Origin of the sequence: Chryseobacterium sp. VAUSW3, assembly GCF_002205795.1 — a bacterium.
Classification (GTDB): Bacteria; Bacteroidota; Bacteroidia; order Flavobacteriales; family Weeksellaceae; genus Kaistella; species Kaistella yananensis.
Genome location: NZ_NIUY01000002.1, coordinates 286,080 through 313,008 on the forward strand (window position 1 = coordinate 286,080; position 26,929 = coordinate 313,008).

General features: G+C 41.8%; 22 protein-coding genes and 1 tRNA gene. 8 read left to right on the plus strand and 15 right to left on the minus strand.

The window, feature by feature from the left end:
- Positions 1–51: 51 nt before the first annotated feature.
- The 3 genes from CDW55_RS06540 to CDW55_RS06550 all read left to right on the plus strand — a co-directional run bounded on the left by CDW55_RS06540 (position 52) and on the right by CDW55_RS06550 (position 4,944).
- A complete protein-coding gene (locus CDW55_RS06540; RefSeq protein WP_088468963.1) occupies positions 52–3,015 on the plus strand; it encodes a tetratricopeptide repeat protein in 2,964 nt (987 codons plus the stop codon).
- Between the two features lie 32 nt (positions 3,016–3,047).
- Complete coding sequence (locus CDW55_RS06545; protein WP_088468964.1) at positions 3,048–4,829, plus strand: TonB-dependent receptor; 1,782 nt, start codon at positions 3,048–3,050, stop codon at positions 4,827–4,829.
- A 41-nt stretch (positions 4,830–4,870) separates the two neighbouring features.
- Positions 4,871–4,944: transfer RNA gene (locus CDW55_RS06550), tRNA-Arg, on the plus strand.
- Positions 4,945–5,004: 60 nt separating this feature from the next.
- Here CDW55_RS06550 and CDW55_RS06555 read toward each other — a convergent pair.
- The 14 genes from CDW55_RS06555 to CDW55_RS06620 form a co-directional block, all read right to left on the minus strand.
- Entirely contained in the window at positions 5,005–5,427 is a 423-nt protein-coding gene (locus CDW55_RS06555) for an organic hydroperoxide resistance protein (protein WP_088468965.1), read from the minus strand.
- 8 nt (positions 5,428–5,435) lie between these two features.
- Positions 5,436–5,873 carry a MarR family winged helix-turn-helix transcriptional regulator gene (locus CDW55_RS06560; protein ID WP_088468966.1) on the minus strand — a complete coding sequence of 146 codons (438 nt, stop codon included), beginning with the start codon at positions 5,871–5,873 and terminating at the stop codon, positions 5,436–5,438.
- Positions 5,874–5,897: 24 nt separating this feature from the next.
- Entirely contained in the window at positions 5,898–6,530 is a 633-nt protein-coding gene (locus tag CDW55_RS06565) for an NAD(P)H-dependent oxidoreductase (protein WP_088468967.1), read from the minus strand.
- 155 nt (positions 6,531–6,685) lie between these two features.
- Positions 6,686–7,339 carry a fructose-6-phosphate aldolase gene (gene fsa, locus CDW55_RS06570; protein WP_088468968.1) on the minus strand — a complete coding sequence of 218 codons (654 nt, stop codon included), beginning with the start codon at positions 7,337–7,339 and terminating at the stop codon, positions 6,686–6,688.
- A gap of 243 nt (positions 7,340–7,582) precedes the next feature.
- Positions 7,583–8,023, minus strand: a complete 441-nt coding sequence (locus CDW55_RS06575; protein ID WP_088468969.1) for a hypothetical protein — start codon at positions 8,021–8,023, stop codon at positions 7,583–7,585.
- A 173-nt stretch (positions 8,024–8,196) separates the two neighbouring features.
- Positions 8,197–10,197, minus strand: coding sequence for an acetate--CoA ligase (gene acs / locus CDW55_RS06580; RefSeq protein ID WP_410492772.1), 2,001 nt, complete (start codon positions 10,195–10,197; stop codon positions 8,197–8,199).
- A gap of 66 nt (positions 10,198–10,263) precedes the next feature.
- A complete protein-coding gene (locus CDW55_RS06585) occupies positions 10,264–12,165 on the minus strand; it encodes an AMP-binding protein (RefSeq protein WP_088468971.1) in 1,902 nt (633 codons plus the stop codon).
- Positions 12,166–12,175: 10 nt separating this feature from the next.
- The gene (locus CDW55_RS06590) at positions 12,176–12,538 is read right to left on the minus strand and encodes a response regulator transcription factor (protein WP_088468972.1); all 363 of its coding nucleotides are present in this window, start codon (positions 12,536–12,538) and stop codon (positions 12,176–12,178) included.
- On the minus strand, positions 12,535–15,189 hold the full coding sequence (locus CDW55_RS06595) for an ATP-binding protein (protein WP_088468973.1): 2,655 nt from the start codon (positions 15,187–15,189) through the stop codon (positions 12,535–12,537). The genes CDW55_RS06590 and CDW55_RS06595 overlap by 4 nt, the downstream gene beginning before the upstream one ends.
- On the minus strand, positions 15,182–15,376 hold the full coding sequence (locus CDW55_RS06600; protein WP_088468974.1) for a hypothetical protein: 195 nt from the start codon (positions 15,374–15,376) through the stop codon (positions 15,182–15,184). The genes CDW55_RS06595 and CDW55_RS06600 overlap by 8 nt, the downstream gene beginning before the upstream one ends.
- Before the next feature lie 48 nt (positions 15,377–15,424).
- Positions 15,425–15,652, minus strand: a complete 228-nt coding sequence (locus CDW55_RS06605) for a DUF6814 family protein (protein WP_088468975.1) — start codon at positions 15,650–15,652, stop codon at positions 15,425–15,427.
- 90 nt (positions 15,653–15,742) lie between these two features.
- Positions 15,743–17,341 (minus strand): MFS transporter, encoded by a 1,599-nt coding sequence (locus tag CDW55_RS06610; RefSeq protein WP_088468976.1) that lies wholly within the window; start codon positions 17,339–17,341, stop codon positions 15,743–15,745.
- Between the two features lie 86 nt (positions 17,342–17,427).
- Positions 17,428–18,747 (minus strand): hypothetical protein, encoded by a 1,320-nt coding sequence (locus CDW55_RS06615; protein WP_088468977.1) that lies wholly within the window; start codon positions 18,745–18,747, stop codon positions 17,428–17,430.
- A gap of 145 nt (positions 18,748–18,892) precedes the next feature.
- The gene (locus CDW55_RS06620) at positions 18,893–19,309 is read right to left on the minus strand and encodes a helix-turn-helix domain-containing protein (RefSeq protein ID WP_088468978.1); all 417 of its coding nucleotides are present in this window, start codon (positions 19,307–19,309) and stop codon (positions 18,893–18,895) included.
- Between the two features lie 255 nt (positions 19,310–19,564).
- On the opposite strand from CDW55_RS06620, the gene CDW55_RS06625 reads away from it, so the two are divergent.
- From CDW55_RS06625 to carB, 4 genes are all read left to right on the plus strand, one after another.
- Positions 19,565–20,455 carry an aspartate carbamoyltransferase catalytic subunit gene (locus CDW55_RS06625; protein ID WP_088468979.1) on the plus strand — a complete coding sequence of 297 codons (891 nt, stop codon included), beginning with the start codon at positions 19,565–19,567 and terminating at the stop codon, positions 20,453–20,455.
- A gap of 97 nt (positions 20,456–20,552) precedes the next feature.
- Positions 20,553–21,635 (plus strand): carbamoyl phosphate synthase small subunit, encoded by a 1,083-nt coding sequence (locus tag CDW55_RS06630; RefSeq protein WP_088468980.1) that lies wholly within the window; start codon positions 20,553–20,555, stop codon positions 21,633–21,635.
- Between the two features lie 144 nt (positions 21,636–21,779).
- Complete coding sequence (locus CDW55_RS06635) at positions 21,780–22,028, plus strand: four helix bundle protein (RefSeq protein ID WP_317043768.1); 249 nt, start codon at positions 21,780–21,782, stop codon at positions 22,026–22,028.
- 42 nt (positions 22,029–22,070) lie between these two features.
- Positions 22,071–25,250 (plus strand): carbamoyl-phosphate synthase large subunit, encoded by a 3,180-nt coding sequence (gene carB / locus CDW55_RS06640; RefSeq protein ID WP_088468981.1) that lies wholly within the window; start codon positions 22,071–22,073, stop codon positions 25,248–25,250.
- A gap of 100 nt (positions 25,251–25,350) precedes the next feature.
- Here carB and CDW55_RS06645 read toward each other — a convergent pair whose 3' ends face one another.
- Positions 25,351–25,884: a plastocyanin/azurin family copper-binding protein gene (locus CDW55_RS06645; protein WP_088468982.1), complete on the minus strand. Its 534-nt coding sequence runs from the start codon at positions 25,882–25,884 to the stop codon at positions 25,351–25,353.
- A gap of 199 nt (positions 25,885–26,083) precedes the next feature.
- On the opposite strand from CDW55_RS06645, the gene CDW55_RS06650 reads away from it, so the two are divergent.
- The gene (locus CDW55_RS06650) at positions 26,084–26,701 is read left to right on the plus strand and encodes a helix-turn-helix transcriptional regulator (RefSeq protein ID WP_088469531.1); all 618 of its coding nucleotides are present in this window, start codon (positions 26,084–26,086) and stop codon (positions 26,699–26,701) included.
- Positions 26,702–26,929 lie beyond the last annotated feature (228 nt).

Sequence of the window (26,929 nt, forward strand, 5' to 3'; positions counted from 1 at the left end):
TCAAACAACGTTCCCGATTCAATTCAACACCTTTCTGAAAACCAGGATTAAATGAATTCAAAAAAAATTATTATTGCGGCAGCCATTTTCTATTACGGATTATCTGATGCCCAGCAATCCCAATATTTCAGCGACCGCGAAAATTACCGTTTCAGTCTCGCCGAAAATCTTTACCAAAACAAAATCTACAGCGCTTCTCAGTTTGAATATGCCCGCCAGTATTTCTACAACGGCGCACTTTCTAAATCAAGAAAAGAAGCCTCGCAGTTTTTTGACAATGTGATTGGGGTGATTTTAAGAAAAAATCATGCAGAACAGGGCCTGGAAGCTTTTATTAAAGAATATCCGAACTCCGCTTATTTTGCGCAGGCAAACCTACCGCTGGCATATTATTATCTGGCGCAAAAAGATTTTGATAAAGCACTGGAAACATTAAATAACGTTAACCAGTACCAGCTTTCGAAAGACGAAAACACGCAGTATATCATGAAACTCGGTTATGCAAAATTCATGACCGGTGATTCTGCAGGTGCCATTGAAGCCTTGGAAGAAGCTTATAAAAATGCCGAAGATACCGACAAATCTGATATTGCGTATATGCTCGGCCATCTTTATTATGCTGACGGGCAGAATGATGAAGCTTTCACTTTCTTTGATCAGATTAAAGACGACGAAAAATATGCACGTTTGGTAAAACCGTATTACGTGCAGATGTACTTCAACGAAAAAAATTACGATAAAGCTATTGAAGAGGGAAATTATCTGCTGAGAGAACCAATTTCAGAAGATTATAAGAGTGAAGTTCACAAAATTATCGGCGAGAGTTATTTCATGAAAGGCGATTACGCATCGGCTTATCCGCATCTTAAAAATTATCTGGAAAGCAAACCAAACCCTTCAGAAAGCGATTTGTACGAAATGGGATTTGTTTCTGCGCAGCTCAAAAAATACGACGAAGCAGTTTCTTACTATAACCAACTCATCAACAGCAATTCTGCCACTTCTCAGAATGCATATTATCAATTGGGTAATGCTTACCTTGAAGTCGGTAAAAAGCAGGAAGCCCTTTCTGCGTTCCGTTCGGCGTATCAGATGAGTTACGATCCGAAAGTTCAGCAGCTCGCTCATGTGCAGTATGCAAAACTTAGTTATGATATTGGAAATCCGTTCGAATCTGCGCCCGTAGTAATCCAGAATTACATCAATAAATACCCAAGAAGTTCAGAAACCGAGGAAATGAAATCACTTTTAGTGAAATCTTACCTTTACTCGGGCGATTACAGAGGAACTTTGAGCGCGATCGACAAAATGCCGAATTCCACTCCGGAACTCAATAAAATTGATCAGGAAGTATCATTCTTATTGGGAACAGAAGAATTCAACAAAGGCAATTTCGATGCAGCCGAGACCTATTTAATGCGCAGTCTGGAATTTAATATCAATAAAGAGTTCAATACCCGCGCGACGTATTGGTTAGCCCAGACGTATTACCAGAAAGGGAATTATCCTTCAGCAATTGTACGCTACGAAAAACTTCTGAATCAGGATTTCCCTGAAAAACAGCAACTGACCTATGATTTGGGTTATGCTTATTTCAAGTCAAAAAAATTCGATAAAGCGAACCAGTATTTTACAGAATACCTGAAAAACCCGAAATCAGATTTTAAAAATGATGCAGAATTGCGTTTGGCGGATACGTATTATGCAGACAATCAGCTGAATGAAGCAATCGCAATTTATGACAAGGCGGAAAATGCAGACGATTATACCTTATTCCAAAAAGCCATGGCGCTTGGTTTTAAAGGCGATACTGAAGCAAAAATTTCTTCACTTAAAAAGCTGATTTCGCAGTATAAAAACTCTGAATATATTGATGACGCGCAGTATGAAATTGCTACAGCGTATGCTGCAAACGACGATTACAACAGCTCCAACGATTATTTTTCACAGGTGATCCGTAACAGTTCTGATAAAGATTTGGTTGCCAACGCACAAATTTACCGCGCACAGAATTATATCGATCTCAACCAGAACGACAAAGCGCTTTCTGAATTAAAATCACTCGGAAACCAGTACAGAAACACGGCTTATGCCAGTAAAATTGTTCAGGCTTCGCGTCCAATTTACGTGAAAAACGGTGATACTGCAGGTTATGAAAACTTTGCGCGAAGTTTAGGAGTGAAGATTGATGCTTCCGAGCTTGATGAAATCAACCTGAATAGTGCCAAAAACTATTACGCAGCCAAAGATTACAAAAAGGCAATTCCGCTTTACGAAAAATATTTAACCCAGAATCCTACGGGAGATGGCCTTTACCAGGCACAGTACGAGCTGGGCGAAAGTTATTATCAGACCGCGAATCCGGCAAAAGCACTTTTGGTTCTCCAGGAAGTGGCGAATGTACAGAACGATTATCAGGAAGATGCGCAAACAAGACTTGCACAGATTTATCTGGAACAGAATAATACCAACGAAGCCAAAAAGTATCTGGAGCCACTTTCGAATTCCACCAACGTGAATCTGAAAAACTTCGCGAATCTGGAACTGATGAAAATTTTTGCGGCAGAGAAAAACTTCACCAAAGCAGAAGCTTTTGCGGATTTGGTGCTTGCCAATTCCAAAAATCCAGCATCTGTGACCGAACAAGCCAAAGTGATTAAAGCAAGAAGTCTGATGAACAGAGGGAAAGACAGTGAAGCTAAATCGGCTTACACAGCCCTGGAAAAATCATCGAATACCGAAGTTGCCGCGGAAGCTTTATATGCAAAAGCATTTTACCTGAACAAAGCCAAAGCCTTTAAATCATCCAACGAAACCATCTTTAAACTGGCCAACAACTATGCTTCCGAAGAATATTGGGGTGCAAAATCGCTGGTGCTGATGGCCAAAAACTACATCGGTCTGAAAGATAATTACCAGGCGAGTTATACGGTCGATCAGATTATCGCAAACTATCAGGATTTCCCTGAAATTGTTGCCGAGGCCAAAGAAGTGAAAAGTCAGATTAAAAAATAACACTAAACTCAAAAGGTTTTAAAACAGAAAATATGAATTTAAGAATTCAAAATATATTTTTATTGGGAATGTTGGTTTCTTCTACCGCTGTTTTTTCGCAGATTAAAGAAGAAAAACTCATTCTGGACCGCAAACGCGAACCTGAAGTGAAGAAAATCGAAAAGAAAAAAACTTCAGTGGAAGCCGAGAAAAACTATCCGCCAAAAGAAAAGAAAACCCAGGATTCGCTGAACCTGAAATACAATATTATCGACGTTCCGGCTGCTTCGGATTTTAAAACTTCAACCATTCAGGGCGAAGATATTTCACCGAAATTCGATGCGAGTTATCAGGACAATTATTTTCAGATCGGAATGGGGAATTTCGGGAAAATTCTGGCTGATGGTAATATTTCTACAACGCTTGAGAACGATATTCAGGTTGGTGCTGATCTCCATTTTCTTTCAACCAAAGGACTTACGAAAGAATACGACTGGACTTCAAAACAAAACACCGGAAACTTTGGCCTTTATTTAAATTCTTATGGCGACAAAGGAAAAATCAACGTGAATGCTGATTACGGGCTGAATGATTATAATTATTACGGAATTTATGCCCTAAAACCTGCTTCAGATATCGATATTAACCAGAAAACCAACCGTTTCAAAGTCAACGGATATTACGATTTTTATTCCAATGAAATCCTGAACGACATCCGTATCAAATCATCTTTTCTTGGCGATCATTTCGATGCTAAGGAAACCCAGGCAGAAATTTTGCTGAATCTTTCGAAACATGGAGTAGAGCTGCCCGTAAATGATATGATGTTTAACGCAGACCTCGGGATTAATCTCGAAACCGTGAAATCTGAATTTTCACTTCTGAATGAAAATTCTTCAAATTTTTTAAATGCGACTCTATCGCCGAAAATGACGTTCTTCAAAGGAAAATCTTATCTGATGATCGGATCGGATTTCTCTTTCCTGAATGCTAAAAATTCAAATAATATTCTTGAAGAAGAAGTTAAAAACAATAAAACCTACTGGTTCCCAAAAGCTGAACTGCAGTTTGCGGCTACAGACGAATTTAAATTTTATGCCGGCGTAGAAGGTGGTTTGAAACTGAACACTTATGCCAATATGCTCGAAGAAAATCCGTATCTCGTTTCGGACCAGGAACTTCGTGCAACAGAAACCAAATACAAAGGGTATATTGGGTTGCGCGGCGATGTAGATCAGATGATTAAATATGATGTGAGCGCAGGTTACGGAAAAATGAATGACATCATGTTCTTCCGTGCCAATGGTCTTTTTGATGATGCGTTTACCTTAGACCGTGCGCCGTATGATTTTGCGAATACCTTCTCTGCCGTGTACGATAACGGAACGGTAAGCGAGGTGAAAGGAAGCCTGCAGTTTTTCCCGCTGGCCAATCTTGTTTTGGATGCCGAAATGTATTTTGCAAAATATGACCTTGATAACTACGAACATATCTACAATAAGCCTTTGCTACATGCAAGTTTGGGAGGTAAATATTCTTTGTTAGGAAAAAAACTTCATCTGGGCGCGAAAGCGATTTTCGGATCTGATAAGACCACAAATTCTTTTTCTTTCACAGAATCAGGAACTTCGCCTAATTTATTTCTGTCAGAAGAGAATACCGATGATAAAGTTGGGGGCTTTGCAGATTTAAATCTGTCTGCGGAGTACAAAATTCACAAAAATTTCAGTATTTTTGCACTCGGAAATAATTTACTGAATACAAACTATCAGACTTTCAAAGGATATAAAGTTTTGGGAGCGCAGTTTTTGGGAGGTGTGAAGATTTCTTTTTAAAAAATTAATGAGGATTTAATTCAAAATTCATCATCAAAAATGGCTCGGTAGTTCAATTGGATAGAATATCAGATTTCGGCTCTGAGGGTTGGGGGTTCGAGTCCCTTCCGGGTCACAAAATCGGCAAACTTCTTTGAAGTCTGCCGATTTTTATTTTACGTTTTACAGCGTAAGATTAGTTATTGGTAACCTTAAGAGTTACATCAATATTATTTCTTGTTGCGTTAGAGTAGGGACACACCTGATGTGCCTTTTCCACTAATGACTGCGCTTCTTCCAGTGATACTCCGGGCACATTCACATCCAGTTCCACTTCCAGACCAAAACCACCGTTTTCGGTTTGTCCGATTCCGACTTTGGCATTTACTTTTGTTTCGCCCGCCGCAGATTTCGATTTTTTAATCATCAGATTTAAGGCGCTGTCGAAACATGCCGCATATCCTGCGGCGAAAAGCATTTCGGGGTTGGCATAATCATCACTTTGTCCACCAAGGGATTTGGGAGTGCGTACATCGAGTTCCAGAATTCCGTTGTCACTTTTTACGTGTCCGTCGCGTCCGCCTGTTGCGGTAACGCTAGTTGTGTATAATGTTTTCATTGATTTTTTTATTTTTTATTTATTTTATCTAAAAGTTTAGAAATCGCCTGTTTCAGTTCCTGTACATCAGTTTCCGAAAGATCCAGCCTATCATTCATTTTTGCAGGAATCAGGCAAGCTTTGTCCTGAAGCCTTTCACCTTCATCAGTCAAGGAGATTTCCACAACACGCTCATCCTCAATTTTTCTTTGCCGTACAATATAAGATTTTGCTTCCAGCCTTTTCAACATTGGAGTTATCGTACCGCTGTCTAGAAAAAGTTTTTCACCAATCTGATTTACCGTAAGCCGCTGATGCTCCCAAAGTACCATCATTACCAGATATTGCGGATAGGTAATATCAAGTTCTTCAAGTAACGGACGGTAAAGACCTGTGATTTCCTTTGCGATAACATACAAAGGGAAACATAGCTGATTACCAAGTTGTGGAGTTTTGTGTTGATCCATGGGAGGATTTAGTGATTTTCTAAATTATTTTTTAATGATGAATTCATCCATTGGGATACGAACTTTTTTCATCTTCGAAAGCCAGTCGTTCTCCGAATCTCTGTATCCTAAGTACAGTAAAGTTACACTTTTCAGTCCCAATTCTTTTAAACCCAGAATTTCATCGACCACCTCATTGCTGAAACCTTCGGCAGGTGTACTGTCAATTTTCAGTTCCGCCGCCTGTGCCATAGCTAAACCTAGTGCGATGTAAGTCTGTCTTGCAGTGTGAGCGAAATTTTCTTCTGAGGTCTGCGCGCCGTAGATCACTTTCAGTTGATCTGTATAACTGCTGAAACGACCGCGTGGCAATTCCCGAACATCGGTATGGTAATCGTAAACTTTGTCGATTTTTTCCGCCGAATAATTGTCCCAGGCTGCGAAAACCAAAACATGGGAACAATCTCTCATTATCTCCGGGTTAAGGGCTCCTTTTACCATTTGTTCTTTCAATTCCTGATTTTCCACTACAATCACACGGAAAGGCTGTAATCCGGAAGAGGTAGGCGCAAGTCTGGCTGCTTCCAGAATTTTATTCAAATCTTCTTCTGAAACTTTTTTGGTGGAATCATACGCTTTTACTGCGTGTCTCCATTTTAAATCTTCAATTAATGACATTGTATTTTTTTTTAAATTTTACTATTTCGGTTGCAAAGATAGTTAACAATTATATTGCGCACAATCTAATTACGTGATAGATATTTTGAATCAATAATCAGGGACAAAAAAAACCGCCTAAGTAGTCAGGCGGTTTCTATTAATAGTTTATTTTCTTAATCCATTTTCTTGGCATCAGCAACAAATTGTGCTAAACCACTGTCGGTTAATGGGTGTTTAAGTAAATTTAAAATCGAAGCGAGAGGAGAAGTCACGACATCTGCACCTATTTTCGCACAGTTGATAATATGCATCGGCGAACGGATCGATGCTGCAAGAATTTCAGTATCAAACATATAATTATCAAAAATAATTCTGATTTCTTCGATTAAATTCATTCCATCAACTGAAATATCATCTAATCTACCCAAGAACGGAGAAACATATGTAGCGCCTGCTTTTGCAGCCAGCAACGCTTGTCCGGCAGAGAAAATCAGGGTACAATTGGTCTTAATGCCTTTGTTTGAGAAATATTTAAGTGCTTTCACGCCGTCTTTAATCATTGGGATTTTCACCACAATATTAGGATGGAGCGCTGCCAATTCTTCACCTTCTTTGATCATTTCTTCGTAAGTTGTGCTTAAAACTTCCGCAGAAATATCTCCATCAGCAATTTCGCAAATGGTTTTGTAATGGTTCAGAATCGCCTCTTTTCCGCTGATGCCTTCTTTTGCCATAAGCGATGGATTGGTGGTTACACCATCTAAAATTCCTAAATCCTGGGCTTCTTTAATCTGCTCAAGATTGGCAGTGTCGATAAAAAATTTCATGTATTTATTTTTATTAGGTACTTTATTATGAGCTGATTTTGTCTTGAAGATGGAGTAATAAACAGTTCAGCATCATCTTTTCTAAATTTTCACAAAGATAACATATTAACCAGCAATATGGAAATGATAATTGGTTTTATAAAAGCATTAAACAAACAAAGGCTCAGACGTAAAAAAACCTTACGGTTTCGCGTAAGGTTTATTATTATACAGGTTAAATTTTAAGTTTCCGAAAGAATTTCTTTATGTTATCATTAAAATTCCTTCGTGCGACTCATGGTGTTTTAATGGGAGTGGCAGCCGGATTTCAGATTTTGCTGCCAGGGCAATCATTTTCATAATAAATTCTTTTGATTTTGATTCTACTCTGGACATGTTTTCGAATGAAAAAACATGTACGGCGCCGGCGTTTTTCAAAATTGTTCTTGCTTTTTCAAGCTTTTCAGCATTTTTAGAAAATATTCCGGCAACTAAATTTTCCGATTTTTTTCTCAGCAATTTTACCGGTTTATTCGCATATATGCCGAAAAAAGAACCTAAATACGCGTTTGACCAGTTTTTCTTGTCATCTGACAATTCTTTGCAGGCTAGTTTAAGATTTTTCAATCCTGTTTTTTTGAGGATTTTTGCTGCGTTTACTGCCTCATCACAACTTGAAAATAGTCCTACAACTGTTGTTTTCATTGTACTTGTATTTGTTAATTGATATTTGCTATTACAAATATATGCGTAACATAGTTTTTAAAAAACCGTGATGTAACCCTTTTTTATATCAGTATTTTTAGGATGTGTTCATGTTTTTAAACAAAAATCCCGCGTTGCTGCGGGATTTTCTTTATGATGGAATTAGGGTTTATTTAAATTCGCTCATTTTTAATTTCCTCAACAATTTCCGGATTAAGCAGAGTAGAGGTATCGCCAAAATTCGCGAAATCGCCTTCTGCAATTTTTCTTAAAATCCTTCTCATAATTTTACCGGAACGGGTTTTAGGCAAGGCAGATACAAACTGAATTTTATCGAGTTTCGCAATCGGCCCGATTGTATCGCTGATGACCTGGTTAATTTCCTTACGAAGATTATCCCGGTCGCGGCTTTCGCCGGTATCTTTAAGAATCACATAGCCATAGAGTGCGCTGCCTTTGATATCGTGCGGATAACCCACAATCGCAGACTCTGCAACAGCCGGATGCTGGTTAATACTGTCTTCAATTGGAGCCGTTCCCAGATTATGCCCGGAAACGATAATCACGTCATCTACGCGTCCTGTTATTCTGTAATAGCCTACTTCATCACGCAAAGCACCGTCGCCGGTGAAATATTTCCCCGGAAACGCGGTAAAATAGGTTTCTTTATATCGCTGGTGGTCGCCCCAGATCGTTCTGGCAATTCCCGGCCACGGAAAACGGATGCAAAGATTGCCGTCTACCTGGTTGCCGGTGATTTCATTGCGTTTGTCATCCATCAGAACAGGCTGAATTCCCGGTAGCGGAAGTGTTGCATAGGTCGGTTTTGTGGGGGTTACAAAAGGAATGGGCGAAATCATGATCCCACCGGTTTCGGTTTGCCACCAGGTATCTACAATCGGGCATTTTTTCTTCCCGACATGATCATTGTACCAATGCCAGGCTTCATCATTGATCGGCTCTCCTACGGAACCGATAACCCTTAAACTCGAAAGGTCATGCTTTTCAACCCATTCATAAGATTCCTTAGCAAGCGAACGGATCGCGGTAGGAGCCGTGTAAAACTGTGTCACTTTATGCTTATCTATAACTTCCCAGAAACGGTCGGGTTCGGGGTAAGTGGGAACACCTTCAAAAATAACCGTCGTTGCGCCGTTTGCCAGCGGACCGTAGAGAATGTAGGAATGTCCCGTGATCCAGCCAATATCCGCCGTACACCAATAAATATCATTTTCTCTGTAATTGAATACATTTTTGAAAGTATAAGCCGTGTAAACCATGTATCCGGCAGTGGTGTGTAGCATTCCTTTTGGTTTTCCTGTGGAACCGGAAGTATAAAGAATAAACAGCGGATCTTCAGCATCCATAATAACAGAAATAAAATCTGCCGGTGCTTTTTCGTAAAGCGGTTCAAGCCAAAAGTCGCGTCCTTCCTTCATCTTCACTTCGCCGCCGGTTCTTTTTACCACGAGCACTTTTTCTACCGTTGGGCAGTTTTCTACAGCTTCATCGATGATTCCTTTCAGATCAATGGCTTTGCTGCCTCGGTAACTTCCATCCGAACAGATGATAAGTTTCGCTTCACAATCGTTAACACGTGAACTCACCGCAGAAGCCGAAAATCCGGCAAAAATAACGGAATGCACCGCACCCAGTCTTGCACAGGCCAACATTGTTACCGCCAATTCCGGAATCATCGGAAGGTAAATACATACGCGGTCGCCTTTCTGGATTCCCAGATCACGCAGCACGTTAGCCATTTTGCAGACCCTGTCCCGCAGTTCGTTATAAGAAATATGCTGGGCTTCTTCTTTCGGATCGTTGGGTTCCCAGATAATCGCGGTTTTCTCGCCGCGGATACTCAGATGCCGGTCAATACAATTTTTGGTGATGTTGAGTTTGGCGTTTTTAAACCATTTGATTTTTGCTTCCTGCATGTCATATTCCACCACTTTGCTCCAGCGCTGGTACCACACAAAGTTTTCATCGGCAATTTTATCCCAGAATTTCTTCGGGTTTTTTATCGATTTCTTATACTGCTTGAAATAATCGGGAAGATCATCAATTAAATAATTTTTCATAATATTCTTAATTTTTTTTGTTTTACTGTTTTTTTTGAAGCCGGGAACCTGCTGTCCGCTCATACTCCTCGCGGCCGGGTTTGACCAATGCATGCTGCGGGGTAACCGCTTCCATCAGGGCTAGGGCGCTGTTATTTTTACCTGATTTCGGTTTTTGATCTAAATTTTTTCTCTTTTATACACATTCATCATTTCCTGTAATTCTCTTACAATACTTTCATCATCGATGGTTGAAGGGATTTGGTATTCTTTCCCGTCCAGCATTGTGCGGATGAGTTTCCTTAAAATCTTACCGGAGCGGGTTTTCGGCAGACGGTTGACTACCATTGCGTTTTTCAGACAGGCTACTGCGCCTATTTTTTCACGCACCAGGGCAACAATATCTTTTTCTAGTTGGTCCTGATCTGCCTTGGAACCAGATTTTAAAACTGCGATGGCAAAAGGAACCTGACCTTTCAAATCATCATCAATTCCAACTACGCAACATTCGGCGACATCTTTATGTGCGGCGACCACTTCTTCCATTTCAGCGGTAGAAAGACGGTGTCCGGCAACATTAATCACATCATCAACTCTTCCGGTAACGAAAACGTAGCCGTCTTCATCCATAATTGCACCGTCGCCCGAGAAATAATAGCCCGGAAATCTCGACAGATATCCAAATTTAAACCGCTCCGGATCGCCCCAGATTCCGGTTAAAGCACCGGGAGCCAGCGGAAGTTTGATGACGAGATAACCTTCGTGATGTGCTTCAAGTTCATAACCTTCTTCACTGAAGATTTTAATATCATAGCCGGGAATCGGCTTTCCGGCAGAGGCTCTCTTGATTTTTACGTCTTCAACACCCGTCATCAGTCCCAGCATCGGCCATCCCGATTCGGTTTGCCACCAATGGTCAATAGCCGGTACACCGACGAATTCTTCATACCAGTCGAGGGTGGCAACATCGCATCGTTCGCCTGCCAGAAACTGGGTTCTCAGCGACGATAAATCATATTTCTTTATAAATTCGCCTTCAGGATCTTCTTTTTTAATGGCTCTGATGGCCGTAGGCGCTGTAAACATCACCGAAACTTTATGCTCCTCGATTACACGCCAGAAGGTTCCTGCATCGGGCGTTCCAATGGGTTTTCCTTCAAAAATAACAGTGGTGTTTCTGTTAATCAACGGGGCGTAAACCGAAAAACTGTGACCAACCGCCCAACCGATATCGGAAGCTGCCCAAAAAGTTTCGCCTTCGTTGGCGCCGTATATATTTTTAATCGCAAATTTCATCGCTACGGCATGTCCGCCGTTATCGCGTACCACACCTTTGGGCTTTCCGGTAGTTCCGGAGGTGTACAGGATGTAGAGCGGATGGGTGGATTCTACTGGAACACAGTCCACAGGTTCGGACGTGGCGATAAGTTGTTCGAAATCAATTAAATTAGTCTCGGCTCCAAAATGGATTCTGTTGCCCAGAAGTTTGCGGTCGTACACCACGATGTGTTCCGGTTTGTATTCTGAAATCGAAACAGCTTCGCGCACAAAAGGCAGATAAGGAATCCGGCGCGAAACTTCCATCCCCGAACTTGCGGTAATAATGGCTTTCGGGTGACAGTCATCGATTCTTATCGCCAGTTCGGTAGGGGCAAAGCCGCCAAAAACCACGGAATGCGTAACGCCCAGTCTTGCGCAAGCCAGCATAGCGAAAACCGACTGTGGAATCATGGGCATGTAAATAATCGCGGTGTCGCCTTTCTGTAAGCCTAAATTCTGCAGTCCTCCCGCAAATTTTGCCACCTGGTCGCGAACTTCGCTGTAGGTGTATTTTATGATTCGGGAAGTTACCGGAGAATCATAAATAAGGGCCACCTGATCACCGAAACCGTCGTTAATATGTTTATCTAAAGCAAGATAACAGGTGTTGAGTTCACCATCTGTAAACCAGGTTGGGTAACTTTGGCCATCGTCGGTGAGGATTTGGGTTGGTTTTTTAAACCATTCAATATTTTCTGCCTGTTCTGCCCAAAATTTCTCTTTATTTTCCACGCTTTCGCGGAACATTTTGTGCGCTTTCATATCTTAAGTTTTATTTGATTAAATTTTCTACCTGTTCGGTAAGTTTTTTAATAGAGTAGGGTTTTGTTACATAGGCATCAGCGCCCATTTCCAAACCTTTGGCAATATCAGCTTCTCCGGTTTTGGCGGAAAGAAAAATCACTTTTATACTGCGGTACGCCTCATTTTTACGGATTTCTGCCAGCGTGGTATATCCGTCGACATTCGGCATCATAATATCAAGAAGAATAATATCGGGAATCTGGGTTTTTAGGATTTCCAGGACTTCGGAACCGTCTCTGGCGATGAAGACTTCGTAGCCGGCTTTCCGGAAGGCATATTCCAAGGTCATGATGATTTTATGTTCGTCGTCTGCAATTAATATCTTTTTCATGTGGTTTCATTTTTAGTGGGCAAAAAAATCTCAAACGTAACACCGATTTCTTTGTTTTTGGCTTCGATTTTACCGCCATGGGCACTGATGATTCTCTTACATATGGCAAGTCCAAGTCCACTTCCTAAAGGTTTTCTCAGATTTTGGTTCTTGCTCTGGTAAAATTTCTCGAATACATACTGCAAATCTTCCGTCGGAATTGTTTTGCCGGTATTAAAGATTGAGATTTTCAGCATGCCATCTTTTTCCTGAAATTTGGTCTGAATCATTCCCTGTTCGTTGGCGAATTTCAGCGCGTTCCCAAGGATATTCTGAAAAACCTGAATCATTTTCATTTCATCAAACTCAAAAATCTCATGCTGCAATAAATTGACTTCCGAGTGATGGAGATGTTTCTGCTCAAATAGCTGCAGCAAAGGCTTTAAAGCTTTATGGTAAGTCTCGGTAATGTTTTTTTCTGCAAGGTTAAGGGGCGTGGTTCCGGCCTCGAGTTTATCCAGAAAAAGAATATCGTTGATGATTTCTGCCAGGCGGTCGCTTTCGGAAATAATGTTGCCGAGGAAATCTTTTTTAATCTCCGCTGGCATTTCGTCATCATCCAGCAGCAGCTCGCTCGTCGCACGGATGGCTGTGATGGGCGTTCGTAATTCGTGGGCGACAGAATCAAGGAAATCGTCTTTCTGTTTGTCTTTTATCACCAAAGTTTCATTCGCGTTCTGAAGTTCTTCCGAAAGTTTTCTCAGTTGCTGCGAATGCTCGGTGAGCTGTTTGTTCATTGAAATGTTCTCTTTGGATTCTTCCAGAATTTTCAACACTTCGGGCAGGGTAATTTTGTCTTCTTTTGTAACGCCTTCAATTAAAATCTTTGCCGATGCGGTACCGATTCTTCCACTGAGAAGGTTCTCTGAAAATTTGATGAACCGGGAATCGGCGCTGTCGTTTTCATCAGAAAGATTGTATTTGAGATTAAATATTTTCAGCGCCTGCCTAGTTTTCTTTTCGCCTAGAAATCTCGTCAGGATGTTTGTGATGTCTGAAATATTGGCGGTTCCTTTCCAAATATAGGCATTTTCGTGATGCTGTATATAATCGTTGATGTCCACATAAAGTTCGGCAAAATTCCGTTCTCTGTAATTCCCCGCTACAAAAGATGATATTATCATAAACAGGCCGCCGTTTACGAGCAGACTCCAGAAAAACGCACTGGCCACAGGCGAGAGGTACGCTAATTTAAAAAAGTTAAATACCGCTGAATTCTGATAGGTTGTTTCAAAATAATTCGGCAGGATAAGATTGAAATAACAGATAAGTACGCCTGCAATTATTCCGGTTACTGCGCCGGAATAACTGCCTCTGCGCCAAAATATGGCACCGAAAAAAGCCGGCGCCAGCTGAGCAATAAGAACAAAAGCGGTAAGTCCCACCGAAAATAAGGTGGCACTCCTGATGAGGTATTTGTAAAAGACAAAACCCAGGATGATGAGTGAGAAAATACTGAATTTCCTGATGTTTACAATGGTTCGGTTGTTGGCATATTCGGTTTCGGTTTTCAGACTGTTGAGCCAGCCGTAAGGGATAATAATGTTGTTTGAAAGCATAACCGATAGGGAAATACTCGAAATAATGATCATCGAGATACAGGCGCTGAGACCGCCCAGAAAAACCATTCCTGCAATCATCATGTTCCCGAATTTCTGCGGAATGAGGATTGAATAGAATTCGGGATTTACATTTTCTCCGAAGAACAGGATTTTGCCGCCCCAGGCAATAGGGAAGACAAAGAAATTCATCAGCAGAAGATAAAGCGGAAAAAGCCAGATGGCAGTTTTCAGGTGTTTTTCGGTTCTGTTTTCTATAATTGTGGTGTGAAACTGCCTTGGAAGAAGAAAAATCGCCGTCATCGAAAGCATGCACATCAGAAACCAGTTGAAGGCGCCCTCCAGTCCGTTGAACGTATTTTTCTGTGTAAAATCGGGTAATTTTGAAGCCTTTTCATAAATGTCATCAAAACCGTTGAATACGCCATAAACAACAAAAACTCCGAGAATGATAAAGAAAATCAGTTTCAGGAAACTCTCCACGGCAACAGCTGAAATAATGCCGAGTCTTTTCTCCGAAGCATCGACATATTTGGTGCCGTAATAGGCAGAAAACACCGCAATGATCAGCACGACATATGTGGCAGTATCCAGAAAAATATTGTCTGAATTGGCCGTGTGGGTCATCAGGTGAAAGGTATCGGAGATCGCTTTGATCTGTAAACCAATGTACGGAATCACCGCCAGCATACACACAATGGCAACGATTGCGCCCAGAGACCTGCTGTTTCCGTACCGTAAAGAGATGAAATCGGCAATGCTGCTTATTTTATGAACGCGGGAGATTCTGATGATTTTCGAATTGATATAAATCCACGCCGGAATAATGATTACCGGACCGATGTAGATCGCCAGGTATTCCAGACCCTGGTTGGAGGCCACGCCGATGCTTCCGTAATACGTCCAAGCCGAACAGTACACCGCCAGAGACAGGGAATAAATATACGGATTATTGATCCAGAAGTTGCTCTTCTTTTTTTCTGCCCAGAAGGCGATGAAGAACAGCAGCCCCAGATACAGGATCACCAGTAAAAACAACAGCGGACTACTCATCGAATTTCCAGAATATTAAAAATGACGCGATACTGGATGCCAGCCAAATCATAAACAGGTACAGATAAATCATCGGCAGCCCCAAGATTGCCTGTGTGTGATTAAACAGAAGCAAAACCGGCGCATTGAGCATCACAAATAAGGTGATGCTCAAAATAACCAGTTTCTGCTTGTGTCTTTTTTTCATTTGAAAGTTTCTTTTAAAACTTTAAGAAAGGTTTTTTAAACCAGAACTTTAAATTTTGTCGTCCGAATATTCGCCTTTGAAGGAGTACCACCCGAACACTGCCAATCCGCCAACGATGATGGGGACAAGAATCACCAGGATAATCCATCCGAATACATTATCTTCCTGCTTATCCGACATGATTTTCGGGATTCCGAACACGCTTAAGCCATAGTACGCGACTACCGCCGCCAAAATAAGCCATACAATTCCTAATATTTTTTTTACTGAATCCATTTTTTTTGTTTTTTAAAGTTAGAGAAAAATCCGGAAACCGGGGACAACGGTGTGGTAATTTTCAGGTTTCCGGGATTTGTTTTTGTTGGTTTACTGGTGGTCTTCTTCAAGACTTTTATTTTTGGTTTTAAGGTAAAGCGTACCGATTACCAGACATACTGCCGCTACAATGATCGGGTACCAAAGTCCCTCAAGATACCATTCGGCGTGCCCTGCATCTTTGCCCGAAGTCACCAGATAAGTAGCTACTGCCGGCAGCAGACCGCCAAATATTCCGTTACCGATGTGATAGGGCAGTGACATGGAGGTGTAGCGAATGCGGATTGGGAACATTTCTACCAGGAAAGCGGCAATTGGGCCGTAAACCATCGTTACGAAAACCACCTGCACAAATACCAGAAATATCAGGAGCCACCGCGTATCCGGATTTACCGTAATGCTTTCTTTAATCAGTGGTGCTTCAGCTTTTCCGTTGGTCATCACCGGTCCTGCTGCAGCCCAGTGCACAATACTGTCGCGTTTCAGCAAAGTTCCGTCTGTAAATGTTTTTTCTTTGTGGAAAGTGATAAGGCTGTCTCCTGCAATTTTTTCATGGGCTTTGGCGGTTCTTTTTTCTACAAGACCTTTTTCTGCCAGTACTTTGTCTTCAATATTTACAGCGGTGTACATGGTTTTATAAATGGGTCTGTAAGCAATAATGGCGATCAACATCCCAATCATCATGATGGGTTTTCTGCCGACTTTGTCGGAGAGCCAACCGAACAGAATAAATAGAGGAGTTCCCAGGAACAGCGCCAGAGCCATCATGGAATCCACCTGTGCAGAATCTATATTCATCACTTTTTGCATGAAACTCATGGCGTAAAACTGCCCGGTGTACCAAATGACACCCTGTCCCATTACCGCTCCGAAAAGCGCAAGAAGCACGAACTTGAAATTCAGCTTATTACCGAAGCTTTCTTTCAGAGGATTGGTTGAGGTTTTTCCTTCTTTTTTTGCCTGCGCAAACAAAGGTGATTCCTTCATATTTCTTCGGATGACGTAAGAAACCCCGACCATAAGAATTGAAATCCAGAACGGTATTCTCCAGCCCCAACTGTCGAATTCTTCAGGTGTAAGCGAAGTTTTGGTGACCAAAATAACGATAAGTGAAATAAACAGACCTGCCGTTGCGGTGGTCTGGATCCAGGAAGTCCAGTACCCACGGCGATGAGGCTGCGAATATTCAGCGACGTAGGTTGCGGCGCCACCGTATTCTCCACCAAGAGCAAGTCCCTGTAAAAGTCTCAGAATTAACACCAAAACAGGCGCGGCATAACCAATGGTTTCGAAACTCGGTACACATCCGATAAGAAAGGTGGAGAAACCCATGATCAGCAGCGTTACCAGGAAAGTGTATTTTCTTCCGATAATGTCTCCCAGTCTGCCGAAAAACAGCGCGCCAAAAGGTCTTACCACAAACCCTGCGGCAAAAGTTGCCAGGGTAGAAAGAAATGCTGCGGTAGGATTATCTGCCGGAAAAAATTTGGTGGCGAGAACTACCGCCAGACTCCCGAAAATGTAGAAATCGTACCATTCGATGAGCGTCCCCAAAGACGACGCCATGATTACGCCCCAGATTGTTTTATTCTTTTTTTTCTCCGCAACATACGCGTCATGCTCATGTTGGGTTTTAAATTTCTTGCTCATAATTATATTTGTTTTTGATTTAAGTACTATTTATATAGATTTTATAATCATTTAATATTTAATCATTTAATTTTTTTATATCAAGTTTAAAATGAATACATGACCCTTACGGTTCCTCTTAAATTTCCGGCGTTTTTGAGATTGTTTTTAGCGAGCGCTTCTGTATTCATATCACCCCATTTTGCAGCAGTATATTCTACTTCCGGGGAAATACTGAATTTATTCTGCTTGAAATCTATGCGTGCAGAAGCCCGCCAAACCTCATCAAGAATCCGGTTCCCGGAAATGCCCCGCATATAAAGATTTTTAAAGCCGGCATCGGTGCCTGAATTTTTTGTGTAACCAAAGAAAAGTCCCGGAGCAATTTTCGGATGGGCGCTCGCAAGGTCAACCCAGAAGGCTGAAGTTTTGGTGGGTTTATATGATTCAATACCGTTGGTGTTTTCGTAGCCTGCAAAACCTCCGATCATCACAAGGTGGTGAAGGTTTCCGCCGCTAATCCCATAAAGTTTTGCAATGATTTTTTCGTTGGCGTATTTGAAGTAACCGAAAAACATTTCAGAATTTACTTTCTCATCAGAAGCAAGGCCTCCGGATTCAATCACCGGCTGCAGCGATTGGTATTCGGCACCGGCACCTGCGGTGATACTTTTTGATTTGTATTGAACCTGCCCGTGAACAGTGGGCATTGAAGAATTGAAGGTCGCGGAATTGGCGGAAGCTCCAGCAGCGTTTGCCGTCTGAAATTCGCGGTCTTTATAAGCAATCACGCTGAAAGAAAGTTCCGGAGTTAATTTCTGGGTCACTTTTACCTGACCAGCCCAGCCGAAAGGGTTGAACAGGATGCCGGTATTGAAATTCACAACGCCTGGAAAGACGTCAGGAACAAAAGTGGGATACCAGGTCTGGCCAAAAGTTACTGCAGTTTTGGGCCAGGTCAGTGTCGCAGTTGCGTGTCTTAAACGGAGCAGGCCTGTGCTTCCTGTACCAGCCGCGCTTTTGTTGAGTTCAGTATTGCCGAAGAAATCAGCTTCGATGTTTCCTGTGGCTTTAGCTCCCCAAACGTCGGGTCCGCGGAATTTAATTCCAACTCTAGAAGTGATGGCCAGAAAATTACTCGCACCTGCATCGTTGATATCGTTTCCGTTGGCATCCAGCTTTTCATCTAGTGGAAAAAGATTCAAATTATATTCTCTGGAGTAGGCCGACTGGCGACTGTCGAAACTGTATTCGGTTCTTACCCAGCCGTAAATGGAGGCGTCCCATTCTTTGGGTTTTCTGGCTTCGGCTTCCAGGGCTTCGATTCTTTTTAAAAGATCGGCGGTGGATACCGTATCCTGAGCGTGTAGCTGCTGTGTGAAGAGTATTGTTGGAAGTATTCCTAACAAAATAGATGATTTCTTCATAGGATGTTAATTTTTAGTTCTTTTCTTTGACATAACGAAAGTGAAACTAAAAATTTGTTTGAAGAAATTTAATATATATTTATGCTAAGGGTATAGTTATATTTTAAAATATGTTTAAAAATGATGGGTGTTATTTGGGACTGATTTATTTCCTGAAACGTTCCCACTTGATCATCATGTACTTATCGCCAAACTCAGTAATGATAAGGCCGGAGCCTTTTATATTTTCTTCTTTCTGCATGAATTCTAAAAGTTCATTCTGCTTAAAAACCTTATACGTGGTATGAAACTCCGAATGTGGGGGTCTGCTGATGTTGTATTTTTTTATCCAGGAACTTACCGTTACATGGGAGATTCCGAGAATTCTTTCGATCTCCCGGAACGAAAGTCCTTCCAGATACAGCTGCAGGGCTTTTGTAACATAGTAGTCGTCAATCTGTTTTCCCAGTTTTTTTACGGTGAAATAGTAATTGCAGTCGCGGCACCGGAACCGTTGTCTTTCCTTTACAATTCCGCTTTTTACTACGTTGTGCTGCTGGCATTTGGGACAGGTATCTGGCATAACTATACTTTTTTAGCAAATGTATATTAAATTAGCATTATAACAAAATTTAAATATAGGGTTAATATCATTTAATGGGTCTTTGGTAAATTACGTTTTTGGTTTTCAGATTAAATTTATATCTTTGCAGCTAATGAAAAGAACATTTCCATTAGACCATGTATATATTGGCAGCGATGCCGGGAACAACAATATTTATTTTATTTAACGAAGTCATTTTGGCTTCGTTTTTTTTTGATTTTAAACTAAAGAACTATGCTTACAACCAAAGATTTAACTGTAGAAAAGATTAATGCTTTACTGAAAAGTGCTCAGGAATTCGCAGAAGGAAAAACCGTGAAAGCGGTGGATGAAATTTATGTTTCGAACCTGTTTTTTGAGGACAGTACCCGCACAAAAACCAGTTTCGATCTTGCACAGCGCAAACTGGGACTTCATGTGGTTCCTTTTGATGTTACGGCAAGTTCTGTAAATAAAGGCGAATCTTTATATGATACGGTAAAAACTTTTGAAAGTTTGGGAGTAAATCTCACCGTCATCCGTCATAAGCAGGATAAATATTATGAAGAGCTTAAAAATATCAGTATTCCGGTGATCAATGGCGGCGACGGAAGCGGAAATCACCCGTCACAGACGCTTTTGGATTTAATGACCATTCAACAGGAATTCGGCAAGTTTAAAGGACTTAAAATAGGAATTGTAGGCGACGTGAAACACAGTAGGGTAGCCAACTCAAACGCCGAAGCGCTGCGTAAACTCGGAGCTAAAGTCTATTTCTCGGGTCCCGAAAAATGGTTTGATGAAGGCACCATCATCAACGGAACTTATCTGTCGATCGATGATTTGGTGACCGAAGTGGATGTAGTGATGCTGCTCCGTATACAGCACGAAAGACACGGCGAGAAAATGAAAATTTCACTCGAAAGCTATCACAGAAAATTCGGGCTTACCAAAGAGCGTGAGAAAATGATGAAAAAAGGAGCAATCATTATGCATCCCGCACCCATCAACCGCGGTGTGGAAATCGCCGGTGAACTGGTAGAATGCGAGCGTTCCCGAATCTTCCAGCAGATGAAAAACGGAGTGTTTGCCAGAATGGCAATTCTGAAAGATGCGCTGGAATCTAAAGGATTTAAATTTAAATAAAATGAAATAAGGTTCAGGAGAGTAGACATCAGATTATTCACTTACACATGATTTGTCTCGAATCCACAGTCTTAAATCTTAGATCTAGTAAAAAAGAATGAAAAAGAAATTAATATTAGAATCCGGTGAAGTTTTTCACGGAGAAGGTTTCGGAGCCAACCTGGATACCGACGGGGAAGTGGTTTTCAATACCGGAATGACCGGCTATCAGGAACTTATTTCTGATCCGTCCTACTGCGGACAGATTGTCTGCATGACCTATCCGCTCATCGGAAATTACGGCATCAACCGTGATGATTATGAAAGTATCGAACCCGCCATTAAGGGTTTGATTGTAAAAGAATTGTGCGACTTCCCGTCCAATTTCCGGAACCAGCTCACCCTGGATGAGTTTTTTCAGAAAAAGAAATTATCCGGAATATCAGGAGTTGATACCCGAAAACTTACAAGAGTGCTGCGGAGCAAAGGAGTGGTAAAAGGCAAAATTGTAGACGAGAATGCTGATGAAATTGCAGTGATTGAAACCTTAAAAACTACCGATTTCCCGACCAATCAGGTAGAAATGGTATCCACAAAAACCGCGTATGCCAACCCCGGCAGAGGATTGAATGTTGTTTTGGTTGATTTCGGGTCCAAACTCGGTATTCTGCGCGAACTTACCCAAAGAGATTGCGATGTGAAGGTAGTTTCTCAGGATGTCACTGCCGAAGAGATTTTGTTGATGAATCCTGATGGAATCATGCTTTCCAATGGTCCCGGCGATCCGGAAGATGTGAAAGGAGCTTCAGAACTCATCAACGGTCTTCTCGGAAAAGTTCCTATTTTCGGAATATGTCTGGGGCACCAACTGATTGGTTTGGCCTGTGGCGCAAAAACCTTCAAACTGAAATTCGGTCACCGCGGCGGAAATCATCCGGTTTTAGATCTCGCCAAAAATAAAGTGGCGATTACTTCCCAAAATCACGGGTATGCAGTAGATCAAGAAAGTTTGAAAAATACCGATTTGGAAGAAACACATATTGCGCTTAACGATAGAACCAATGAAGGCCTGAGACATAAAATACATCCGTGCTTCTCGGTACAGTATCACCCGGAAGCCAGCCCGGGTCCGGAAGATGCAAATTATCTTTTTGATGAGTTTATTGAGTTGATGGAGCAGTTTAAAAGTGTAGCAATATAGTAATGTAGCAATGTAACAATCTACTGATCGATGATAAATTTTGAAAATAATCCTCTGATTCGGAAGACAGTTCAATTTTCATTAGACATTATTGGATATTGTGAACTACTGGAAGAAAAAAGAAAATAAGTTATCGCTCGTCAATTGTTGCGTTCAGCAACCAGTATTGGAGCAAACTCATTCGAAGCTCAAAATCCAGCCAGCAAAAAAGATTTTATTAATAAGATAAAAATAGCTGCCAAAGAATTAGAAGAAACGAAATATTGGCTATATCTCTGCAAAAATTCCGACAATTATCCTTTTGATGAGAAACTGGAAAGTCAAATCAATGAAATCGCAAAAATTTTATATAAAATATTAAGTACTAGTTTATCGAACCGCGACAGTTTGTAAAATTGTTACACTGTTAAATTGATACACTGTTAAATTTTAAAAATGAAAAGAAACGACATAAAAACAATTTTAGTAATCGGTTCCGGACCAATTATCATCGGGCAAGCTGCGGAATTCGATTACGCCGGAACCCAGGCTTGCCTGGCGCTGAGAGAAGAAGGTTACAAAGTGATTTTGATCAATTCAAATCCTGCCACCATTATGACCGACGTCGAAATTGCCGACAAGGTTTATATTGAACCCATCTCGCTTCAGTTTGTGAGTCATATCATCCGGAAAGAACGTCCCGACGCGCTTTTGCCTACTTTAGGCGGACAAACCGGACTCAACATGGCGGTAGAACTTGAGAAATCAGGAATTCTTGAAGAATGCAAAGTGGAAGTTCTGGGAACTAAACTTTCAGCCATCAACCAAGCGGAAGACCGCGATCTTTTCCGCGAACTGATGCGCGAACTCAACGAACCGGTACCCGAATCCGACATCGTGAACACCGTTCAGGGCGCTTTGGAATTTGCCCATAACATCGGATATCCAGTCATTGTACGTCCTGCCTTTACCATGGGTGGCACAGGCGGCGGAATCGCGCATAACGATGACGAACTGAAGGAAATCGCGAGTTTCGGTCTGAAATATTCGCCGGTAACCCAGTGTCTTATTGAAAAATCCATCGCTGGCTTCAAAGAAATTGAATACGAGGTGATGCGAGACAAAAACGACAACGCCATTGTGGTGTGTAATATGGAAAACATCGATCCGGTGGGCGTACATACAGGAGATTCCATTGTGGTGGCACCTTCGCAAACGCTTTCGGACCGGGAATATCAGATGCTGAGAAATTCATCTTTAAAAATCATCCGTGCACTGGGAATTGAAGGCGGTTGCAACGTTCAGTTGGCTTTGGATCCGCATTCATTTGATTATTATATCATCGAAGTGAATCCGCGGGTATCGCGTTCATCGGCGCTGGCGAGTAAAGCAACCGGGTATCCGATTGCCAAGATTGCGGCGAAAATTGCGGTAGGTTTAACCCTGGATGAAATCATGAATCCGGTGACCGGAAAGACCTACGCGTGTTTCGAGCCGGCTTTAGACTATGTCGTAACAAAATTCCCGAGGTTTCCTTTCGATAAATTTGAAACAGCGGACCGAAGACTTTCGACCCAAATGAAAGCGACAGGTGAAGTGATGGCAATCGGTAGAAACTTCGAGGAATCTTTGCAAAAAGCCATTCGTTCCCTTGAAACCGGTTTAAGACATATCGGATTGAAGACTAAAGATGCCGCAGCCTTAACCGACGCTGAAATCGAAAGAAGAATCCGCGTCTGTGATGACGAAAGACTGTTCATCATCGGCGACGCTTTAAGACGGGGCTACGACTGGGAACAGATTGTTGAATGGAGCAAAATCGATAAGTTCTTCATCTGGAAAATCAAGAAACTGATTGATTTTGAAAAGGTGATTGCTGAAAATAAATTTGATATAGAAACGTTATTTCAGGCTAAAAAACTTGGGTTTGCAGACCTTCATATCGCGCATCTGTGGGAATCTGACCAGAAAACGGTATTCGAATTCAGAAGAACAAATGGCGTGATGCCAGTGTATAAAATGGTCGATACCTGCGCTGCAGAATTTGAAAGTGAAACACCTTATTTCTACGGAAGTTACGAAGAAGAAAACGAAAGTACGCCTTCAGACCGGGAGAAAATCATCGTCCTCGGTTCTGGACCGATCAGAATCGGGCAGGGTGTGGAGTTCGATTATGCTACGGTACATTCGGTTTGGGCGATTAAAGAACTCGGTTACGAAGCAATTATCATCAACAATAACCCTGAAACGGTTTCCACCGACTTCTCCATTTCCGATAAACTCTATTTCGAGCCTTTAACGGAAGAAGATGTCATGAACATCATCGAACTCGAAAAACCGAAAGGCGTGGTGGTGCAGTTCGGCGGACAAACCGCCATCAACCTTGCCAATAAACTGGCTGCTCACGGCGTTCAGATCCTGGGAACTTCGCTGGAAGATTTAGACCGTGCAGAAAACCGAAATAAGTTTGAAGCAGCTTTGCAAGAACTTGGAATTCCTCAACCTTTAGGAAAAACTTGTTTTACAAAAGAAGAGGCTTTGGTCATTGCTAACGAAATAGGTTTTCCGGTTTTGGTTCGTCCGAGTTATGTTTTGGGTGGAAGAGCCATGGAAATCGTGTACGACGAGAATGATCTGAACCACTATATGACCAATGCGGTGAAAGAAAACTCTGAACACCCAATTTTGATCGACCGTTATTTAACCGGAAAAGAAGTCGAGGTTGATGCTATTTCTGACGGAGAAACTGTTGTGATACCGGGAATTATGGAGCACATCGAAAGAGCCGGAGTGCACTCCGGAGATTCCATTGCAGTGTATCCGCCGCAGAATATCACCGCGAAACAGATCGATACCCTCGTGGATTATACCGAAAGACTCGCAAAAGGTCTTAATGTAATAGGACTGATGAACATTCAGTACGTACTTTCCGATGGCGAAGTATATGTGATCGAGGTGAATCCGAGATCTTCGAGAACGGTACCTTTCCTTTCCAAAATCACCGGAATCCCAATGGCGAATCTGGCTACTAAAGCGATTCTCGGCAAGAAACTGAAAGATTTAGGCTACAAAAACGGACTGGCACCTGAGCAGCCCGGTGTATTTGTAAAAGTCCCCGTATTCTCCTTCTCGAAACTCACAAAAGTGGATACTTCCCTGGGCCCGGAAATGAAATCTACCGGCGAGGTGATGGGCAAAGATACAACGCTAGAAAAAGCACTGTACAAAGGTTTTGTAGCAGCCGGACGTAAGATGCCGACCCACGGATCCATTCTCTTCACCGTAGCCGACAAGCACAAAGAAGAAGCCGCTGAAATGGCGCGACGTTTCCATGAAGTAGGTTTCAGAATATGGGCTACTGAAGGAACCGCAAGATATTTTGAAGACCATGGCATTCCGGTGAAAATCGGTTACAAAATCGGCGAAGAAGACGTCAACCTTATCGACCTGATTCAGAAAGGAAAGGTGCAGTATGTGGTAAATACCACCACCAAGGGGAAACAGGAGGAAAGAGACGGCTTCCAGATCCGAAGGATGTCGGTAGAGAATGGTGTGCCGTGCCTCACCTCGATGGATACCGTAGAAGCCATTTTAAAAGTCATTGAAAGCATGAGTTTCAAGATGGAACAGATGTAATCAAGACCTAATTATACAAAAACGCGTCCGGATTGGGCGCGTTTTTTGTTTGTAGGGAAGGGTTCTGATATAGAATTTTTAATTCTTTAGAATACGGCTGTTATTCTACAATCAGTTTGCCGTTCATCATTGCGGCGTGTCCCGGGAATGAACAAATAAAATCATAAGTGCCTTTTTCAGGCGCCGTAAACTCAATCGTCACGCTTTCTCCGCCACCGATGGTTTTGGTATGTGCAATAACTTCGGGTAACAAACTTTCAGGAACTTCAAAATCAGGCGCTTTTCCTTCCTGTACGGCTTTGGTGGCAAACGCGGTAACATCAGTACCTTGTTTCAGCAATACAAAATTATGCCCCATCGAAGATTTTGGCAGTTTCCCCACATGGTGTAAGGTAAGACGGATGAGTTTCCCTGCCGGAACTTTAATTTCGCTCTTATCGAATTTCATCGCGTCTTCAGCATTCAGGGCGACTTCGATGGTATCCTGATCCTGTGCGGCGGCAGGTTGCTCTGCTGGGGTTACGGTTTCGGTTTCAGCAGTTGTACTTACCTGCTCTTCGGTTTTATTCTGTCCGCAGGCGACCATCATCATCCCTGCAATTGCTGTTACTGAGAGTTGTTTTAATTTTTTCATACTCATAAAAGTTTAAAAGTTTATATTTCTGATTAATATGCAGTTCAAAGATACCTTAAACAAGATAATAAAACAAGAAAAAACTTGTTTTAATACATAGGATTTTTATCATGTTTGTCAATTTTTTATTTGAATAGGTTATGGTTGCTTAAGATTGATTATCTTTGCCCTTCATAATTTAACAAGTATTTTGAATGAAATGAAGAAAAGTGTGACCGATCGTATTTTAATGATTTTAAAGGGGCGCGGCGAGATTTCTGTAGCAGTTTTGGCTATGGAACTGGGAATAACCAAAGAGGGTGCCCGGTTACATCTCCTGAAACTTACAGAAATGGATTTGGTGAAAAGCATCCAGAAAAATGAAGGCGTAGGCAGGCCGGTTACTTATTATTCTTTATCTCAGAAAGGACTTTCAAAATTCCCCAATACCCATGCCACGGTAACGGTAGAACTGCTGCGTTCTGTAAAAAAACTGTTGGGTGAAAATGCGGTAGATTTAATGATCAATGATCGTGAAAACCAGGTTTACCAACGGTATGAACAGCAAATACAGCACAGCAAAACCATGGAAGAACGGCTGGAGCATCTCAGCAAGATACGTTCAGAAGAAGGGTATATGGCGGAATGGAAGGCCGAAAACGGGGAATACTTTTTTATAGAGAACCATTGCCCGATTGGTGCGGCTGCTGCAGAATGTCACGGGTTTTGCGATGCCGAATTATCAAATTTCAGAAAGTTGATTGGCACCGGATTTCAAATTGAAAGGGTACAGCATATTCGGTCCGGGGAACATCGCTGCATCTACAAAATTTCTTAAATAACGGAACATTTACAAAACCTGTTAATCATTCTTTGTAACAGGTTTTTTTTATGACCATAAAAGTGAATCCGGAAAAATTGAACCGGACATGAAAAAAGACTGGTCTGCTCAGGGTTTTCAAAAACCACTGTGAAAAACCTGTTTCGGTTCATGAGTTTTAAAATGGAACAGAATTTAAATCAAGAGCTGTTTATAGAAAAACGCGTCCGCACTGGGCGCGTTGTT

What these genes read in the sequence shown, in the direction of transcription:
- CDW55_RS06590 (WP_088468972.1), bottom strand. Translation starts at nt 12,538, where the DNA reads ATGAAAAAGATATTAATTGCAGACGACGAACATAAAATCATCATGACC.
- CDW55_RS06630 (WP_088468980.1), top strand. Translation starts at nt 20,553, where the DNA reads ATGAAAAAGAAATTAATATTAGAATCCGGTGAAGTTTTTCACGGAGAA.
- fsa (WP_088468968.1), bottom strand. Translation starts at nt 7,339, where the DNA reads ATGAAATTTTTTATCGACACTGCCAATCTTGAGCAGATTAAAGAAGCC.
- CDW55_RS06560 (WP_088468966.1), bottom strand. Translation starts at nt 5,873, where the DNA reads ATGGATCAACACAAAACTCCACAACTTGGTAATCAGCTATGTTTCCCT.
- CDW55_RS06540 (WP_088468963.1), top strand. Translation starts at nt 52, where the DNA reads ATGAATTCAAAAAAAATTATTATTGCGGCAGCCATTTTCTATTACGGA.
- CDW55_RS06650 (WP_088469531.1), top strand. Translation starts at nt 26,084, where the DNA reads ATGAAGAAAAGTGTGACCGATCGTATTTTAATGATTTTAAAGGGGCGC.
- CDW55_RS06595 (WP_088468973.1), bottom strand. Translation starts at nt 15,189, where the DNA reads ATGAGTAGTCCGCTGTTGTTTTTACTGGTGATCCTGTATCTGGGGCTG.
- acs (WP_410492772.1), bottom strand. Translation starts at nt 10,197, where the DNA reads ATGCATTGGTCAAACCCGGCCGCGAGGAGTATGAGCGGACAGCAGGTT.
- CDW55_RS06555 (WP_088468965.1), bottom strand. Translation starts at nt 5,427, where the DNA reads ATGAAAACATTATACACAACTAGCGTTACCGCAACAGGCGGACGCGAC.
- CDW55_RS06600 (WP_088468974.1), bottom strand. Translation starts at nt 15,376, where the DNA reads ATGAAAAAAAGACACAAGCAGAAACTGGTTATTTTGAGCATCACCTTA.
- CDW55_RS06565 (WP_088468967.1), bottom strand. Translation starts at nt 6,530, where the DNA reads ATGTCATTAATTGAAGATTTAAAATGGAGACACGCAGTAAAAGCGTAT.
- CDW55_RS06625 (WP_088468979.1), top strand. Translation starts at nt 19,565, where the DNA reads ATGCTTACAACCAAAGATTTAACTGTAGAAAAGATTAATGCTTTACTG.
- CDW55_RS06645 (WP_088468982.1), bottom strand. Translation starts at nt 25,884, where the DNA reads ATGAAAAAATTAAAACAACTCTCAGTAACAGCAATTGCAGGGATGATG.
- CDW55_RS06615 (WP_088468977.1), bottom strand. Translation starts at nt 18,747, where the DNA reads ATGAAGAAATCATCTATTTTGTTAGGAATACTTCCAACAATACTCTTC.
- CDW55_RS06605 (WP_088468975.1), bottom strand. Translation starts at nt 15,652, where the DNA reads ATGGATTCAGTAAAAAAAATATTAGGAATTGTATGGCTTATTTTGGCG.
- CDW55_RS06585 (WP_088468971.1), bottom strand. Translation starts at nt 12,165, where the DNA reads ATGAAAGCGCACAAAATGTTCCGCGAAAGCGTGGAAAATAAAGAGAAA.
- carB (WP_088468981.1), top strand. Translation starts at nt 22,071, where the DNA reads ATGAAAAGAAACGACATAAAAACAATTTTAGTAATCGGTTCCGGACCA.
- CDW55_RS06545 (WP_088468964.1), top strand. Translation starts at nt 3,048, where the DNA reads ATGAATTTAAGAATTCAAAATATATTTTTATTGGGAATGTTGGTTTCT.
- CDW55_RS06610 (WP_088468976.1), bottom strand. Translation starts at nt 17,341, where the DNA reads ATGAGCAAGAAATTTAAAACCCAACATGAGCATGACGCGTATGTTGCG.
- CDW55_RS06575 (WP_088468969.1), bottom strand. Translation starts at nt 8,023, where the DNA reads ATGAAAACAACAGTTGTAGGACTATTTTCAAGTTGTGATGAGGCAGTA.
- CDW55_RS06620 (WP_088468978.1), bottom strand. Translation starts at nt 19,309, where the DNA reads ATGCCAGATACCTGTCCCAAATGCCAGCAGCACAACGTAGTAAAAAGC.